Origin of the sequence: Burkholderia sp. E168m15, assembly GCF_016586105.1 — a bacterium.
In the GTDB taxonomy this organism is placed as follows: Bacteria; Pseudomonadota; Gammaproteobacteria; order Burkholderiales; family Burkholderiaceae; genus Burkholderia; species Burkholderia orbicola.
Map to the genome: position 1 here is coordinate 17,058 of NZ_BCPO01000031.1, position 17,029 is coordinate 34,086.

Annotated in this window: 12 protein-coding genes; 4 read left to right on the plus strand and 8 right to left on the minus strand. The window is 67.3% G+C overall.

Annotation, left to right across the window (positions count from 1 at the left end):
* Positions 1 to 118 precede the first annotated feature (118 nt).
* The 7 genes from JMF86_RS05595 to JMF86_RS05625 all read right to left on the minus strand — a co-directional run bounded on the left by JMF86_RS05595 (position 119) and on the right by JMF86_RS05625 (position 13,573).
* A complete protein-coding gene (locus JMF86_RS05595) occupies positions 119 to 3,427 on the minus strand; it encodes an efflux RND transporter permease subunit (RefSeq protein WP_011694234.1) in 3,309 nt (1,102 codons plus the stop codon).
* Between the two features lie 3 nt (positions 3,428 to 3,430).
* Positions 3,431 to 6,550, minus strand: a complete 3,120-nt coding sequence (locus JMF86_RS05600) for an MdtB/MuxB family multidrug efflux RND transporter permease subunit (protein ID WP_011545001.1) — start codon at positions 6,548 to 6,550, stop codon at positions 3,431 to 3,433.
* 15 nt (positions 6,551 to 6,565) lie between these two features.
* Complete coding sequence (locus JMF86_RS05605) at positions 6,566 to 7,939, minus strand: MdtA/MuxA family multidrug efflux RND transporter periplasmic adaptor subunit (protein ID WP_011694235.1); 1,374 nt, start codon at positions 7,937 to 7,939, stop codon at positions 6,566 to 6,568.
* Between the two features lie 254 nt (positions 7,940 to 8,193).
* A complete protein-coding gene (locus tag JMF86_RS05610; RefSeq protein ID WP_011694236.1) occupies positions 8,194 to 9,018 on the minus strand; it encodes an IclR family transcriptional regulator in 825 nt (274 codons plus the stop codon).
* Between the two features lie 616 nt (positions 9,019 to 9,634).
* Positions 9,635 to 11,599 carry a PhoX family phosphatase gene (locus tag JMF86_RS05615; RefSeq protein ID WP_077177979.1) on the minus strand — a complete coding sequence of 655 codons (1,965 nt, stop codon included), beginning with the start codon at positions 11,597 to 11,599 and terminating at the stop codon, positions 9,635 to 9,637.
* 190 nt (positions 11,600 to 11,789) lie between these two features.
* A complete protein-coding gene (locus JMF86_RS05620) occupies positions 11,790 to 12,983 on the minus strand; it encodes an ammonium transporter (RefSeq protein WP_011694238.1) in 1,194 nt (397 codons plus the stop codon).
* Positions 12,984 to 13,237: 254 nt separating this feature from the next.
* The gene (locus JMF86_RS05625) at positions 13,238 to 13,573 is read right to left on the minus strand and encodes a hypothetical protein (RefSeq protein WP_011545006.1); all 336 of its coding nucleotides are present in this window, start codon (positions 13,571 to 13,573) and stop codon (positions 13,238 to 13,240) included.
* Positions 13,574 to 13,770: 197 nt separating this feature from the next.
* Here JMF86_RS05625 and JMF86_RS05630 point away from each other — a divergent pair, with 197 nt between their 5' ends.
* From JMF86_RS05630 to JMF86_RS05645, 4 genes are all read left to right on the plus strand, one after another.
* Positions 13,771 to 14,199: a hypothetical protein gene (locus JMF86_RS05630; RefSeq protein WP_011545007.1), complete on the plus strand. Its 429-nt coding sequence runs from the start codon at positions 13,771 to 13,773 to the stop codon at positions 14,197 to 14,199.
* A gap of 90 nt (positions 14,200 to 14,289) precedes the next feature.
* Positions 14,290 to 14,745 carry an Rrf2 family transcriptional regulator gene (locus JMF86_RS05635; RefSeq protein ID WP_011545008.1) on the plus strand — a complete coding sequence of 152 codons (456 nt, stop codon included), beginning with the start codon at positions 14,290 to 14,292 and terminating at the stop codon, positions 14,743 to 14,745.
* A 132-nt stretch (positions 14,746 to 14,877) separates the two neighbouring features.
* Complete coding sequence (locus JMF86_RS05640; RefSeq protein WP_006476420.1) at positions 14,878 to 15,519, plus strand: NAD(P)-dependent oxidoreductase; 642 nt, start codon at positions 14,878 to 14,880, stop codon at positions 15,517 to 15,519.
* A gap of 235 nt (positions 15,520 to 15,754) precedes the next feature.
* Entirely contained in the window at positions 15,755 to 16,225 is a 471-nt protein-coding gene (locus JMF86_RS05645) for an Lrp/AsnC family transcriptional regulator (protein WP_006484401.1), read from the plus strand.
* A 30-nt stretch (positions 16,226 to 16,255) separates the two neighbouring features.
* Here the strand turns inward: JMF86_RS05645 and JMF86_RS05650 are convergent, their stop codons facing one another.
* Complete coding sequence (locus tag JMF86_RS05650; RefSeq protein WP_011545009.1) at positions 16,256 to 17,029, minus strand: ABC transporter ATP-binding protein; 774 nt, start codon at positions 17,027 to 17,029, stop codon at positions 16,256 to 16,258.

Below are 17,029 nucleotides of genomic sequence, written 5' to 3' on the forward strand. Positions count from 1 at the left end.
AAGAAACACTAACGCTCGGCGCTGTCCAGGAAATCCGGGCGGTTCATTCACGCCCCCCAAGGGTCGGGATAATGTCCAACTCTTGGGGGGGGGCAACTCGGAAGGGCAGCCGCGTTCGTCACTCGCCCGCGACCGCCGGCCCGCCGGTATTGCCGCGGCGGTTGCGGCGCTTCTCGGCCCACACGCGGAACCGGTCCATGTACAGGTAGACGACTGGCGTCGTATAGAGCGTCAGCACCTGCGACATGACGAGGCCGCCGGCGATCGCGATCCCGAGCGGCGCGCGCAATTCGGCGCCGTCGCCGTTGCCGAACGCGAGCGGCAGCGCGCCGAGCAGCGCCGCCATCGTCGTCATCATGATCGGGCGGAAGCGCAGCAGGCACGCCTCGTGGATCGCGTCGAACGACGACTTCCCGTGATTGCGCGTCTGGTCGATCGCGAAGTCGACCATCATGATCGCGTTCTTCTTCACGATGCCGATCAGCAGGATCACGCCGATCAGCGCGATGATGCTGAACTCCGTCTTGAACAGCAGCAGCGCGAGCAGCGCGCCGACGCCGGCCGACGGCAGCGTCGACAGGATCGTGATCGGGTGGATGTAGCTCTCGTACAGGATGCCGAGCACGATGTAGACGGCCAGCAGCGCGGCGAGGATCAGGATCGGCTGATCGTTCATCGACTGCTGGAACGCCTGCGCGGTGCCCTGGAAGCTGCCGACGATCGTCGGCGGGACGCCGATCTGCGCCATCGTCTGATAGATGATCTGTGTCGCCTGCGACAGCGACACGCCCGGCGGCAAGTTGAACGAGATCGTGGTCGCGACGAACAGCCCCTGGTGGTTGACCGACAGCGGCGTCGTGCTCGGCCCGAACGTCGCGATCGCCGACAGCGGGATCATCGTCGACTTCGAGGTCGACACCGACGCGCCCGACGACGCGCTCGACTTGCCGCTCGCCGCGATCGAATTGAGCGCCTGGTTGCGCGCGGAATCGGACGCGATCGCCGCGGCGCTCTGCGCGGCCGTGCCGGCGCTCGACGTGCCGGCCGAGGTCGCGACGAAGGTGCCGGCGGCTGCGTTGGTGGTCTGCGAGCCGTTCGCGCTGCCCCCCGACGTGCTGATCCACACCTGGTTCAGCATCTCCGGGCTCTGCCAGTACTTCGGCGCGACTTCCATCACGACGTGGTACTGGTTCAGCGGGTTGTAGATCGTCGAGACCTGGCGCTGGCCGAACGCGTCGTACAGCGTGTTGTCGATCTGCGCGGGCTTGATGCCGAACCGCGCGGCGGTGGCGCGGTCGATCGTCACCATCGCCTCGAGACCGCCTTGCTGCTGGTCGGAGTTCACGTCGGTCAGTTCGGGGCGCTTCTGCAGCGCCTCGGTCAGGATCGGCCCCCACTTGTACAGGCCGGCGCTCGAATCGCCGAGCAGCGTGAACTGGTACTGCGCGTTGCTCTGCCGGCCGCCGACGCGGATGTCCTGCGCCGCCTGCAGGAACGTGCGCGCGCCCGCCACGTCCGCCAGCCGCGGGCGCAACTGCTGGATCACCTGATCGGCCGACAGCTTGCGCTCGGTGCGGTCCTTCAGCGTGACGAACATGAAGCCCGAGTTGGTCTGCGTGCCGCCGGTGAAGCCCGCGACGCTCTTCACGTTCGGGTTGCCCTGCACGATGCGCATCATCTCGGAGAATTTCAGCTTCATCGCCTGGAACGACGTCGACTGGTCGGCCTGGATGCCGCCGATCATCAGCCCGGTGTCCTGCTGCGGAAAGAAGCCCTTCGGCACGACGATATACAGGTAGACGTTCAGCCCGATCGTCGCGAACAGCGTCAGCAGGATCAGGAGCGGCCGGCGCAGCGCCCACGACAGCGAGCGCTCGTAGCCGCGCTGCATGCGCGCGAAACCGCGTTCGAGGAAGCGCCCGAAGCGGCCCTCGCTTTGCGGGTCGTGCTGTTCGGGCAACAGGCGCGCGCACATCATCGGCGTGACCGTGAGCGACACCGCGAGCGACACGGCGATCGCGAGCGATAGCGTCAGCGCGAACTCGCGGAACAGGCGCCCGACGATTCCGCCCATCAGCAGGATCGGCAGGAACACCGCGACGAGCGAGATGCTCATCGACAGCACCGTGAAGCCGACTTCGCGCGCGCCGTCGAACGCGGCCTGCATCCGCGGCTTGCCGTTCTCGATGTGCCGCGAGATGTTCTCGAGCACGACGATCGCATCGTCGACGACGAAGCCGGTCGCGACGATCAGCGCCATCAGCGACAGGTTGTCGATCGAGAAGCCGAGCAGATACATCGCGCCGAACGTGCCGACGATCGAGATCGGCACCGCGACGCTCGGGATCAGCGTCGCGCGCCAGTTGCGCAGGAACAGGAACACGACCATCACGACGAGGCTGACCGCGATCAGCAGCGTGTGTTCGGTATCCCTCAGCGATGCGCGGATGGTAGTCGAGCGGTCGAGCACCGGCGTGACCGTGATGTCGGCGGGCAGCGACGCGGTGAGCTGCGGCAGCGCCGCGCGCACTCGGTCGATCGTCTCGATGATGTTCGCGCCGGGCGAGCGGTAGAGGATCACGAGCACCGCGCGCTTGCCGTTCGACAGGCCGAGGTTGCGCAGATCCTCGACCGAATCGACGACGTCCGACAGATCGGACAGCCGCACGGCCGAGCCGTTGCGGTAGGCGACGACGAGGTCGCGGTATTGCGACGCCTGGGACGCCTGGTCGTTCGTATAGAGCTGGAAACGCTGCGGGCCGAACTCGATCGCGCCCTTCGGCGCATTGGCGTTCGCGGAAGCCAGCGCCGCGCGCACGTCCTCGAGGCCGATCCCGTAGTGGAACAGCGACTGCGGCTCGAGCTCGACGCGCACGGCCGGGTTCGCGGAGCCGCTCACGGTGACCTGGCCGATTCCGTCGATCTGCGACAGCGACTGCTGCAGCACCGTCGACGCGGCGTCGTACACCTTCGCGGGCGACGCCGTCTCCGAGGTCAGCGACACGACCATGATCGGCGAATCGGCCGGGTTGACCTTGCGGTAGGTCGGATTGCTCTTCAGCGCGGCGGGCAGGTCGGCGCGCGCCGCGTTGATCGCGGCCTGCACGTCGCGCGCGGCGCCGTCGATGTCGCGGTTCAGGCCGAACTGCAGGATGATCCGCGCATTGCCGACGGTGCTCGTCGACGTCATTTCGGAGACGTCCGCGATCGAGCCGAGGTGCCGCTCCAGCGGGCTCGTCACGCTGGTCGCGACCGTTTCCGGGCTCGCGCCCGGCAGCGACGCCTGCACCGAGATCGTCGGAAAGTCGACCTGCGGCAGCGGCGACACCGGCAGCTTGATGAACGCGAACAGGCCCGCGAGCGCGACGCCGAGCGCGAGCAGCGTCGTCGCGACGGGGCGGGTGATGAAGGGGCGCGACAGGTTCATCGGTTATGCACCCGTGTGCTTGCCTGCATCGGCGCCCGGCCCGTGCCGCTCGAACCAGCCGCGTACGCGGCGCGCGAGCGAATCGAAGCCGAGGTAGATCACGGGTGTCGTGAACAGCGTCAGCACCTGCGACACGATCAGGCCGCCGGCGATCGCGATCCCGAGCGGCTGGCGCAGCTCGGAGCCCGCGCCGGAGCCGACGATCAGCGGCACCGCGCCGAGCAGTGCGGCGAGCGTCGTCATCAGGATCGGCCGGAAGCGCAGCAGGCAGGCCTGATAGATCGCCTCGCGCGGCGGCTTGCCTTCGACGCGTTCGGCCTCGAGCGCGAAGTCGATCATCATGATCGCGTTCTTCTTCACGATGCCGATCAGCAGCACGATGCCGATGATCCCGATGATGTCGAGGTCGTGCCCGGTGATCATCAGCGCGAGCAGCGCGCCGACGCCGGCCGACGGCAGCGTCGACAGGATCGTGATCGGGTGGATGTAGCTCTCGTACAGCACGCCGAGCACGATGTACATCGTGACGATCGCCGCGAGGATCAGGAACAGCTGGTTCGACAGCGACGCCTGGAACGCGAGCGCCGCGCCCTGGAAGCGCGTCTGGAACGAGCCGGGCAGCCCGATGTCCTTCTCGGCGGCCTCGATCGCCTTGACGGCCTCGCCGAGCGATGCGCCCGGTGCGAGGTTGAACGAGATCGTCGTCGACGGGAACTGCGACAGGTGCGCGACCAGCAGCGGCGACGGCCGCTCGTGGAACGACGCGATCGACGTCAGCGGCACCTGGCCGCCGCCGGCCGACGGCAGGTAGATGTCGTTCAGCGATTGCGCGTAGTGCTGCTCCTTCGGCTCCGATTCGAGAATCACGCGGTACTGGTTCGACTGCGTGAAGATGGTCGACACGATGCGCTGGCCGAACGCGTCGTACAGCGCGTTGTCGACGGTCGCCGGCGTGATGCCGAAACGCGCGGCGCTCGCGCGGTCGATCTCGATGTACACCGACTGGCCGTTGCTCTGCAGGTCGGTCGCGACGTCGGCGAGCGACGGCTCCTGCTGCAGCCGCGCGACGAGTTTCGGCACCCAGGTCGCGAACTCTTCCGAGTTCGGGCTCGTCAGCATGAACTGGTACTGCGTCGGGCTGACCGTCGAGTCGATCGTCAGATCCTGCACCGGCTGCATGAACAGCGAAATGCCGGTGATGTTCGACACGCGCTGCTGCAGGTCGCGGATGATCTGCGCGGCGGTTTCGGTGCGTTCGTCGCGCGCCTTCAGGTTGATCAGCATCCGGCCGCTGTTCAGCGTGATGTTGCTGCCGTCGACGCCGATGAACGACGTGAGGCTGTCGACGTTCGGGTCCTTCAGGATCGCGGCCGCGAGCGTCTGCTGGCGTTCGGCCATCGCGCCGTACGAGATCGACTGCGGCGCCTGCGTGATCGCCTGGATCACGCCGGTGTCCTGCGCGGGGAAGAAGCCCTTCGGCACGTAGACATAGAGCAGGGCGGTCAGCCCGAGCGTCAGCAGCGCGACGACGAGCGTCGAGCGCTGGCGGTTCAGCACCCATTCGAGCGCGACCGCGTAGCGCGCGATCACCCAGTCGATCGCGCGGTGCACGCGCGCCTCGAAGCGGTGGCTCTCGGGCGGCGGCGAGTGGCGCAGCAGCTTCGCGCACAGCATCGGCACGAGCGTGAGCGATACGATCGCCGAGATCACGATCGTCACCGCGAGCGTGATCGCGAATTCATGGAAGAGGCGCCCGACCACGTCGCCCATGAACAGCAGCGGGATCAGCACCGCGATCAGCGACACCGTCAGCGAGATGATCGTGAAGCCGATCTGCCGCGAGCCCTTCAGCGCGGCCTCGAGCCCCGATTCGCCTTCCTCGACGTAGCGCGCGATGTTCTCGATCATCACGATCGCGTCGTCGACGACGAAACCGGTCGCGATGGTGAGCGCCATCAGCGACAGGTTGTTCAGCGAGAAGCCGGCCATGTACATCACCGCGAGCGTGCCGATCAGCGACAGCGGCACCGACAGGCTCGGGATGATCGTCGCGTAGACGTTCGCGAGGAACAGGTACATCACCAGCACGACGAGCGCGACCGCGAGCAGCAGCTCGAACTGCACGTCGCGCACGGCCGCGCGGATCATCGTCGTGCGGTCGGTGACGATCTCGACGTCGAGCGCGGCCGGCAGCGTTTCCTGCAGCTTCGGCAACTGCGCCTTGATCGCGTCGACGGTCGCGATCACGTTCGCGCCCGGCTGACGCTGCACGTTCAGGATGATCGCCGGGTCCGAATTCACCCACGCGCCGAGCTTGGTGTTCTCCGAGCCGGCGACGACCGTCGCGACGTCGGTCAGCATCACCGGGCGGCCGTTCTTGTACGCGACGACCGCGCTGTTGTACTGGTCGGCGCTCGTCAGCTGGTCGTTCGCGTTGATCGTGTACGCACGCGTCGGACCGTCGAAGTTGCCCTTCGGCGTGTTGACGTTCAGGTTCGAGATCGTCGTGCGCAGGTCATCGAGGTTCATCCCGTACTTCGCGAGCGCGGTGGGGTTCGCCTGGATTCGCACCGCCGGGCGGTTGCCGCCCGACAGGCTGACGAGGCCGACACCCGCGATCTGCGAGATCTTCATCGCGAGGCGCGTGTCGGCGAGATCCTGCACCTGCGTGAGCGGCAGCGTCTTCGACTTGACGGCGAGCGTCAGCACCGGCGCATCGGCCGGGTTCACCTTCGCGTAGATCGGCGGAGCGGGCAGGTCGGACGGCAGCAGGTTGCCGGCCGCGTTGATCGCGGCCTGCACCTCCTGTTCGGCGATGTCGAGCGGCAGGTCGAGCGAGAACTGCAGCGTGATCACCGACGCGCCGGCCGAGCTTTGCGACGACATCTGGTTCAGCGACGGCATCTGCCCGAACTGGCGTTCGAGCGGCGCGGTGACCGACGACGTCATCACTTCCGGGCTCGCGCCCGGGTAGAAGGTCTGGACCTGGATCGTCGGGTAGTCGACCTCGGGCAGCGCGGCGAGCGGCAGGAAGCGCAGCGCGACGAGGCCGGCCAGCATGATCGCCGCCATCAGGAGAGCGGTACCGACCGGCCGGAGAATGAAGAGGCGGGATGGATTCATCGAGCGGCCCGCGCGTTACTGGGCCGCGGGGGCCGCGGCTTGCGACGCGCCGTGCCGGTGTCCGCCGCGATGGCCGCCGGCACCGGACGCAGCCGATGCACCCGATGCGGCCCCTGCGCCGCGCGCGCCCGATGCGCCCTTCGGCTTGTCGGCCGGAATCGAGATCTTCGAGCCTTCGCGCAGACGGTCCGAGCCGTCGGTCACCACGCGCTCGCCGAGCGTCACGCCGCTGACGATGCTCGTGCGTTCGCCGTCGACCGGGCCGACCGTGACCTTGCGCACCGTCACCGTGTTGTCGGGTTTCACGACATAGACGAACTGGCCGATCGACCCCGTCAGCACGGCGGAGGTCGGCACGATCGTCGCGTTGCGCATCACGTCGACGAGCAGCCGCGTGTTCACGAACTGATTCGGGAACAGCATGCCTTCCTTGTTATCGAAGTTCGCGCGCAGCTTGACCGTGCCGGTGCTCGTGTCGATCTGGTTGTCGAGCGTCGCGAGCGAGCCCGTTTCGAGCGGCACGGTGTTGTTGCGGTTGTAGGCGGTGACCGACAGCTTCTGGCCGGCGTTCACCTGCTTGAGGATCTGCGGCAGGTTGTCTTCCGACGTCGTGAAGATCACGCTCATCGGCTGCAACTGCGTGATCACGACGATGCCGTTGGTGTCGCCCGGCGTCACGTAGTTGCCGGGGTCGACCTGGCGCAGGCCGACGCGGCCGGAGACCGGCGCCGTGATGCGCGCATAGGTGAGATTGAGTTTCGCGGAATCGATCGCGGCCTGGTCGGTCTTCACCGCGCCTTCGTATTGCTTGACGAGCGATGCCTGCGTATCGACGGTTTGCGACGCGATCGAGTCCTGCGACAGCAGCGTCTGGTAGCGCTTCAGGTCGAGGCGGGCCGTCGCGAGCAGCGCCGCGTCGCGCGCATGCGTGCCTTCGGCGTTCTCGAGCGCGACCTGGTACGGGCGCGGGTCGATCTGCGCGAGCACGTCGCCTTTCTTGACGATCTGGCCTTCCTGGAACGACACCGACTGCAGGTAGCCCGACAACTGCGTCTTGACCGTCACGTTCGCGAGCGGCGTGACGGTGCCGAGCGCGGACAGCACGATCGGCATCTCGCCCTGCGTCACGGGGGCGACCTGCACCGGCTGCGGAACGTTCGCCATTGCAGCGGGGCCGCCGCGGCCGCGATGGCTGCCTGCGGCCGCGCTGGCGCCCGCGCCTTGCGCCGAACTGCCTGTCGCGGGCGTGCGGTTCCACGGATGCCACCACAGCAGGCCGCCGATGACGACGACCGCGACGGTGCCGATCAGCAGCGTGCGGCGCGGGCGCCGTGCAGCGGCGGGCGCGGAGTCTTTCGAAGGGGGCGTGGGCTTTTGTTCGTTATCCATCGTGTTCTGTCAGGAAGACGGCGCGGCGGGCCGGAAAATCGGACTGCTGGGCTGCGCGTGGGCGTGCGGGTGACGGGACGGGGCGGCCCGGCTCGGTCCGGGGCCCCGCCGATCCGCGGGAAAAGAGCGGTGCGCACCGCGAATGCGGCGCGACGATGGGCATGATCCTACGTGCCGTCCCCGTTACAGTCCAGCGGTCTATCTTTCAACGGGTTACGGTCGTTACAGAACGCGACACGGCGATGACGAAACGATTACACGCCGACGCGCCGGGCCGGCGCGCCGCCGATTTCGCGGGTGATTTTCGCGATGCATTCCTGCAGCGCCGGCACCACCTGTTCCCGCAGCCATTCGGGCGGACACTGGTGCGCCGCGCCGCCGCAATTCACTGAATAGCGTTGACCGGACGGGCCGACGAACCCGGCGGCGACCGCATTCAGGCCCTCGCGCCATTCGCCGATCGCGATCGCGTGGCCGTCGCGCATCGCTTCGTCGAGCGCGGGCGTGAGGCGAGCGGACACGTGCGGCCAGTCGTCGCCGGCCGTGGTGCGCAGCGACTCGAGCAGTTGCCGCCGCTCGTCGTCCTCGAGCGCGGCGAGGTACGCGCGCCCCACCGCCGTACGCGCGATGTCCATCCGCGAGCCGATCTCGAGGCGCGTGACGAGCACGGCCGAGCGTGGGCGGATCACGTCGATCGCGACCATGTCGAGCCGGTCGCGCACCGCGAGGTGCACGGACAGCGACGTGCGTTCGGCCAGTTCGATCATGAACGGCCGCGAACGCGCGCGGATGTCGAAGTTGCGCAGGAAGCCGTGGCTCAGTTCGAGCACCGACGCGGTCAGCACGAAGCGCTCGCTGTCGGGCAACTGGAACAGGAAGCCGGCGCTGACGAGCGTCGCGGTGATGCGCGAGACGGTCGGCTTCGGGATGCCGGTCAATTCGGTCAGTTCGCGATTGCTGACGGGGGCGTCGGCAGCCGCGATGCGGCGCAGCACGGCGAGGCCGCGGGCGAGGGCGGTGATCTCGTCGGGCGACGATTCACGGTCCCGCGACGCGGGAGAGGTTACAGTTGTCGACACGAGGGATTCTCTCTAATTCCGAAACTCGATTTCAATTTTGTTGGTATTGTAGGACTATTGTCAAAGGATGCATGTTCCGCGGGTGAACCGGTCATTCGATGCGATTTTACGGGTTCACCCTTGGTTTATTAGGAAAACGCTCAAATGAGCGTTGCTGGAAAGTGCATGAACCGGTGCAAATACCGCTTGACTTGTCGGGCGGAAACGGAAAGAATGTCTCACGTTTTCGAAACATCGTTTCAAGAGTTTAACCGGCAACGATGTTTCGCGCAGTCTCTCAGGTTCTAGCACGGCCCTCGGAATGGCTAGAACTTTTTTAGCGCCACGGTCTCCGTGGCGCTTTTTTTTGCCTGTCGTTCCGACCGTCCGTCCGGACGCGTCAGGCCCGTATTATCCCCCGATCGCCGCAAACGTCTGTCCAGGGCTGCTTCGCGCCTGCTTGCAGGTGCGTTGTGCGCCGCTCTCACGATCCCCGCACGCAAAAAAAAGCGCGACGCCCGCAGTGGGCATCGCGCGTGAAACGGCGTGGAGCGCCGACGAATGAACGGTGATGAAGAAACGACGCCTGGTCGGAGGCGCCCGGTCAAGGGAGCAACGCCTCCGCCTCGCGTGGGAATCAGCCCTTCGCGAGCTTGATGCTGGTCTGCTCGGCCGTCAGGTAGCCGACGCTGGCGCCGAAGCGATCCTTGTAGTTCGCGCGCACGAGCGGGTCGAGCGTCGGCTTGACCTTGTCGTGCAGCGGCGATTCCCAGTCGCCCGCATGCTGGAAGTTGCTCATGATGTAGGTCCAGCCGTTGATCTCGTCGACCGCGTGCAGGCCCGTCGATTCGGCGCCGGCCGGGCACGACAGCACGCGCGAGAGCGATTTCGTGTCGACGTTGTAGGCCCACAGGAAGTTGTTCACGTGCATGCCCGAGTCTTCGCCGATGAAGAGGGTGCGCAGCTTTTCGGAGAACTTCAGGTTGTCCGGGTTCGCGATCTTGTCCGGGTTCGCGAGGTTGCCGAGCGCGTCGGCCGCGGCGAGATCCTCGCCGACCAGCGCGGCCGGCGCACCCATGTCGACCGGCACCCATTCGCTGTCGATCGCGCCACCCGTCGTGTCGCGCTGGCCGGCCTTCAGGTTCAGCGCGTAGACGGCGCCCGCGGCGATCTTCTTGTCGACCGCGACGTCGCGCGACACCGCGTTGCCCTTGACCATCGACGTTTCGATCCGCGACATCGCCGTGTAGACGATCTTGTCCTTCGCGTTCACGGTCGTGCCTTCGAGCTTCGTGAACGCCATGCTGCCGCCGAGCAGCGCCGCGTAGCGGTGCGTCTCGAGGAACGCGGCCGCTTTCTCCATCCCCGGCTTCACGCGCATCCAGTTGAACTTGCCGCCGAAGTGGATCTTCGTGTAGCTCGCATCGTTCGGATCGGTCGTCACCAGGTCCATGATGTCCGACGCCTTCAGCGTGTTCGCGAGCGTCTCGATCTCGCTGCTGGTCGCGTGGCCGATCTTGATCCACGTCAGCGTCGCGGTGCCGGCGCCGGCGGACGACGTCTGCGTCCACTTCGCGACGTACAGCGTGCCGGCCGACAGGTCGGCCGCCTTGTCGGCGACGAACATGAACAGGCCGCCGTTGGTGGCGTCGTCGCCCATCATCACGGTGCGCTGGTCCGGCATGACCTGGATCAGCTCGTGCGAGATGCGGCCGAGGCAGTAGTGCTTCTTCACGGTGCCGGTGCCGTCCGGATTCACGGTGATCTCGGGCAGGTGGCCGTAGTGGTAGGGGTTCGCCTTCGTCTCGTCGCCGAACGTGTTCTTGCTGAACGCCTTGAACTGCGCATCGGTCGCGGCCTTCGTCGCGTCCGGCTCGTATTCCTCGCTCGACAGGTGCGTGCCCCACGGCGACAGGCTCGCGCCGCAGGTGATCCACAGGCCGTGCGCCTTCGACGTGTCGACGTTGTGGTACTTCACGACCTTCAGCGCGCCGGTGGCCGGGTCCTGGTCGAGCGTGAGCACGGCGATCGGCGACGGCAGCTGGCCGTACTGCGACGCGCTCGCCTGGTCGCGCGTCGTGTATTCGAACTGCACGACCGCGAACACCGTGTTGCCCTTCACGCCGGGGACGTTCGCGTTCTTCAGCGTCAGCAGCGAGCTGCCGTCCGGGCAGTCGGAATAGAACTGGCGTTCCTTGCCGGCGACCGAGCGATCGATGATCGGCTGGTTGTTGATGTCGTAGTAGCCGCCCGCGAGCGTCGTGCCGCCGTTGCCGTCCGGCACCATGTCGCCCGTCACGAAGAACGGCTTGTACGCGAGCTTGAAGTTGCGCGACGAGCCGTCCGAGAACGACACCGACAGCGTCGAGCCGACCGTCGTCGTGGCCATCGCGGCCGCGTTGTCGAGCGTCGGCGCGGTCATCGCCGAGAATGCCGCCGACGTATAGGCAGCGGCGACCGGCGCCGGCGTGGACGCGGGATCGTCGTCGCCGCCGCAACCCGTCAGCAGGGCCGGCAGCGCGAGGCCGGAAAGGGGCAGCATCGGCGCGCCGGCGAGGATCTTCAGGGCCTGACGACGGGAAGCATTGGGCAACGCGGGCATGTGGAGTCCAGTTTCGGTTGTTGGAAGAATGGCCTTCGCGAAGCGGGCGAGCGGCAAGCTTCGCGAAGGCATATTGAAAACTGGACGGAAGTGTAAGGACGCTAGATGAAAGTTTTTTGAATCGAAAACGTAATGAGGCGTCGGGCGTCCGTCAGGTGAGCTGGCGGACGCCGATCGCAAGCGTTTGCGCTCAATCGCGCTCGGGCGTGGCCGAGATGCGGTGGATCGACAGGTCGGCGCCGTCGAATTCGGCTTCGCGATCGAGACGCAGGCCGACGGTCGCCTTCAGCGCGCCGTAGACGAGCGTGCCGCCCGCGGTCGCGATCGCGATGCCGCCGAGCGTGCCGACGAGCTGCGACAGGAACGACACGCCGCCGAGGCCGCCGAGCGCCGGCAGCCCGAACACGCCGGCCGCGAGGCCGCCGAGTGCGCCGCACATCCCGTGCAGCGGCCACACGCCGAGCACGTCGTCGATGCGCCAGCGGTTCTGCACGCAGGTGAACATCGCGACGAACAGCGCACCGGCCGCGGCGCCCGTGACGAGCGCGCCGATCGGGTGCATCACGTCGGAGCCCGCGCATACCGCGACGAGGCCCGCGAGCGGCCCGTTGTACGTGAAGCCCGGGTCGTTGCGGCCGGCCATCCACGCGGCGAGCGTGCCGCCGACCATCGCCATCAGCGAGTTCACCGCGACGAGGCCGCTGATCTTGTCGAGCGTCTGCGCGCTCATCACGTTGAAGCCGAACCAGCCGACCGCGAGCACCCACGCGCCGAGCGCGAGGAACGGGATGTTCGACGGCGGGTGCGCGGCAATCCGGCCGTCCTTCGCATAGCGGCCGTGGCGCGCGCCGAGCAGCAGCACGGCCGGCAGCGCGACCCAGCCGCCGAACGCGTGCACGACCACCGAGCCCGCGAAGTCGTGGAACGGCGCGCCGAACGCGTGCGCGAGCCAGGCCTGCACGCCGAAGCGCTCGTTCCAGGCGATCCCTTCGAAGAACGGATAGATGAAGCCGACGATGATCAGCGTCGCGACGAGTTGCGGGTTGAACTTCGCGCGCTCCGCGATGCCGCCCGACACGATCGCCGGGATCGCCGCCGCGAACGTCAGCAGGAAAAAGAAGCGGACGAGCGCGTAGCCGTTGTGCTGCGACAGCGTGCCGATGTCGTCGAAGAATTCGACGCCGTACGCGATCGTGTAGCCGATGAAGAAGTACGCGAGCGTCGACACCGAGAAGTCGACCAGGATCTTCACGAGCGCGTTGACCTGGTTCTTCTTGCGGACCGTGCCGAGTTCGAGAAACGCGAAGCCCGCGTGCATCGCGAGCACCATGACGGCGCCGATCAACAGGAACAGTGTGTCGACGCCGGATTTCAGACCATCCATGCCGTGGCTTCCTTGCGCAAAAAACGGGCAAGGAATGCAAATATCGAGCCAACCTGGTGAACGATTGCGTGGAATTGGTGCCTGGATGCCGCGCCATGCGGCATTCCGGTGAATCGTGCACGGGATCGAAGCGTGATCGACGCCGCTCGAGGGGCGCGTCGATTGCACGTAGCTGGTGCGAGACGTGCTGAACTGGTGCGTACGATGAACGAGGCGGTGCGCGGCGATGCGGTATCACGCACCGATCTGGCGCGTCAGTGGCGTGCGAACAGCGCGGGCGGCCGGCGCAGCCGCAGCGCGCAGGCCGACCAGTAGGCGGCGACGGTCGCCAGCCCGAGCGCGGCGAAGGCAAGCGCCGCGAAGCCCGCGAGGGACTGGCCGTCGGCGTCGGCGCCGAGGATGCCTTGCGCGACGATCAGTGCCGCGGTCCAGAACCCGATCACGGCCTGCGTGAGCAAGCGCGCGCAGGCGATGCGGCGCGGACGCCCGGATTCGGCGAGGCGGCGCGCCGACGGCGCACGCAGGCACAGGAAGAGGGTGGCGGCGAGCAGCGCGGCCAGGGCGATGAGCCAGTCGACGAGGAAAGCCATAACGAGGAAAAGGGGGACACGTACGAAGCGGATTGAAGCGTGCCCACTTTAGAGGCGTGGCGCGTGCGATTGAATCAGACGAATCCGAAATTGAAAGGCATTTTTAATGACGGGTCGTTATTTGGCCTGTTCCACAGGCGGTATCATCGACACCGGTCCAACCACGAGGTCGCGCCACGCGCGGCCGGAGATTGCTGATGAACATGAAGACATCGCGGGCGCGTCGTGTGCCCGGGTCCGTGCTGGCGGCCGTGGCCGCCGGTGCGCTGCTGTTGCTCGCGGGCTGCGAGAAGTCCGGCACGCCGGCCGCGCAACCCGATACGGCCGCGAGCGCGGCCGCCGATGCCGCGAACAATGCGGCCAAGGCGCTCGACCAGGTGGCGAGCACCGTCAATCAACAGATTAACGCGGCGAAGGCCGGCATCGCGTCCGCGGCGTCGGCCGTGCCGCCGCTGTCCGCGAGCGGCCTCGCATCGGCCGCGCAGGCGCAGATCGACGCGGCGGCGTCCGCGGTCGTCGCGCATGCGGCTTCCGAAGCGGGCGCGAAGATCGCCGAAGCCGGCAAGAAACTCCAGCAGTGGAGCCAGCAGAACGCCGCGGGGGCGAAATCCGCGAGCGGCGAATGACGCGGGCTTGCACGATTCGCAAAATGTAATTATGATGGTTACACAAGTCGCCGGTTGCGGGTCGGGCCGGCGTCGCCGAGTGAGTCAGGAATGAATACCAGCAGCCGGTTCGCGTTTGCCGTTCACGTGCTTGCCTTGCTGTCGATGCAGGAAGGCGTGCCGTTGTCGTCCGACATCATCGCGGGCAGCGTGAATACGAATCCGGCGCTGATTCGCCGGTTGCTGTCGATGCTGGCGGCCGCGGGCCTGACCACGTCGCAGCTCGGCGCGGGCGGCGGTGCGCTGCTGGCGCGCGAGCCCGGTGAGATCACGCTGCTCGACGTGTATCGCGCGGTCGACGATGCGCAACTGTTCGCGCTGCACCGCGAGGCGCCGAATCCGGCGTGTCTCGTCGGGCGGCACATCCAGGGCGTGCTGACCGGCTATATCGGCGACGCGCAGCGCGCAATGGAGGCTTCGCTCGCCACGCGCACGCTGGTCGACGTGACGGCCGACATGCTGGATCGGGAGCAGCGCACGCAACGGGCGGCGCGCGCCGGGGGGTGACCGACGGCGGGCAGGGCAGGAAGCCGGACGGCGCGTACGCGCGGCGATCGGCGCAACGGGGGCTTCGCCCCGTTTTTTTCGGTCTTATGTGTAATTAACTGTGTTACATATTTTCATTACTGGAGAATCGATATGACGCAACGTTCGTTGAATATCGCGCTGTTCGGCGCCACCGGCACGATCGGCTCGCGCATCGCGGCGGAAGCCGTGCGACGCGGCCACCGCGTCACGGCGCTGTCGCGCCATCCGGGCGCGTCCGGCGACGGCATCACCGCGAAGGCGGCCGACCTGTTCGACGCGGCCAGCATCGCCGCCGCGCTGCCGGGCCATGACGTCGTCGCAAGCGCGTACGGCCCGAAGCAGGAAGATGCGGCGCAGGTCGTCGCGGCCGCGAAGGCGCTGGTCGCCGGCACGCGCCAGGCCGGCCTGAAGCGGCTCGTCGTGGTAGGCGGCGCCGGTTCGCTCGAAGTCGCGCCGGGCAAGCAACTCGTCGACACCGAAGGTTTTCCGGACGCGTACAAGCCGCAGGCGCTCGCGCACCGCGATGCATTCGACTACCTGAAGACGGTCACCGATCTCGACTGGACCTTCTTCGCGCCGGCCGCGCTGATCGCGCCGGGCGAGCGCACGGGCACGTTCCGCACCGGCGTCGGCAAGCTGATCGTGGACGCGCAGGGCAACAGCAAGATCTCGGCGGAAGACTACGCGGTCGCGTTCGTCGACGCGCTCGAGCAGGACAGCTTCGTGCGCGAAATCGCGACGGTCGCGTATTGATCGGCGTGGCGGCCGGCGGCGTGTGAGCGCCGGCCCGGGCGCGGCGTGCAAGCCGCGACGCGCGACGATGTCAGGCGACGCCACCCCTCGCGGGTGGCGTCGCCTGTTTCATTTGGGGCGGCGAGCGCGTGGCGGATCGGTATTTACACCGGTCGACGTGCCGAGACACTTTTCATATTGTTCCCCGTTGGGCAGGATGAATAGAATAAATTTCTATCGACGAGGGAATGGAGAAATGGACGCCATCGATCGCAAGCTGCTGGAGCTGCTGCAGGCGGATGCCACGCTGCCGATCGCGGAGCTGGCGCAGCGCGTGAACCTGTCGCAGACGCCGTGCTGGAAGCGCGTGCAGCGGCTGAAGGAAACCGGCGCGATTCGCGCGCAGGTCGCGCTGTGCGATCCGCGCAAGCTCGGGGTCGGCACGACCGTGTTCGTCGCGATCCGCACGAACCAGCACACCGAGGAATGGGCGCAGCGTTTCACGCAGGCGGTGCGCGACATGCCGGAAGTGGTCGAGGTGTACCGGATGAGCGGCGAGACCGATTACCTGCTGCGCGTGGTGGTGGCCGGCATCGACGATTACGACCGCGTCTACAAGCAACTGATTCGCACGGTGCCGCTGTTCGACGTCAGTTCGTCGTTCGCGATGGAGCAGATCAAGTATTCGACCGCGCTGCCCGTGCGCGATCTGGCCGAGCCGGCCTGACGGGCTTGCCGCCGCGTCGGCCGCGCGGCTTCAGCGGCCGCGCGCCAGCGCGCGTGCGCGCTCGTCGGCCAGCGCGTCGCGGCGCACGAAATCCGCGACGAACGGGCTGGCCGGATGATGGTGCAGCGCATACGGCGTGTCCCATTGCGCGAGCCGGCCGTCCTTCATCACGCCGATCCGGTCGGCGATCGCGAACGCTTCCGCCTGATTGTGCGTGACGAGGATCGCGGTGTGGCCCGTGTGCTTCAGGATGTCGCGCAGCTCGAACGCGAGCCGCTCGCGCGTATCGACGTCGAGATTCGAGAACGGCTCGTCGAGCAGCAGCAATTCCGGCGACGGTGCAAGGGCGCGTGCGAGGGCGACGCGCTGCTGCTGGCCGCCCGACAGTTCGTGCGGATACGCGTCGCCGGAATCGGCTAGGCCGACGAGGTCGAGCATCTCCGCGATGCGCAGGCGCCGTTCGGCCTTCGGCATGCGCCGCAGGCCGAACGCGACGTTGTCGGCCGCGCTCAGGTGCGGAAACAGCGCGTAATCCTGGAACATCATGCCGATGCGCCGCCGCTCGGGCGGCACGTCGAGCGACGGCGCCGCGACCGGCGTGCCGTCCAGCACGATGCGCCCCATGCGCACGGGTTCGAAGCCGGCGATCGCGCGCAGCACGGTGGTCTTGCCGCAGCCGGACGCGCCGAGCAGGCAGCCGATGTCGCCGCGCGGCAGCGCGAGGCTCAGGCCGTCGACCACGGTGCGGCGGCCGTGCGGCGTGTCGTAGGCGACGCAGAGGTCGTCGAGTTCGAGCAGGTTCAC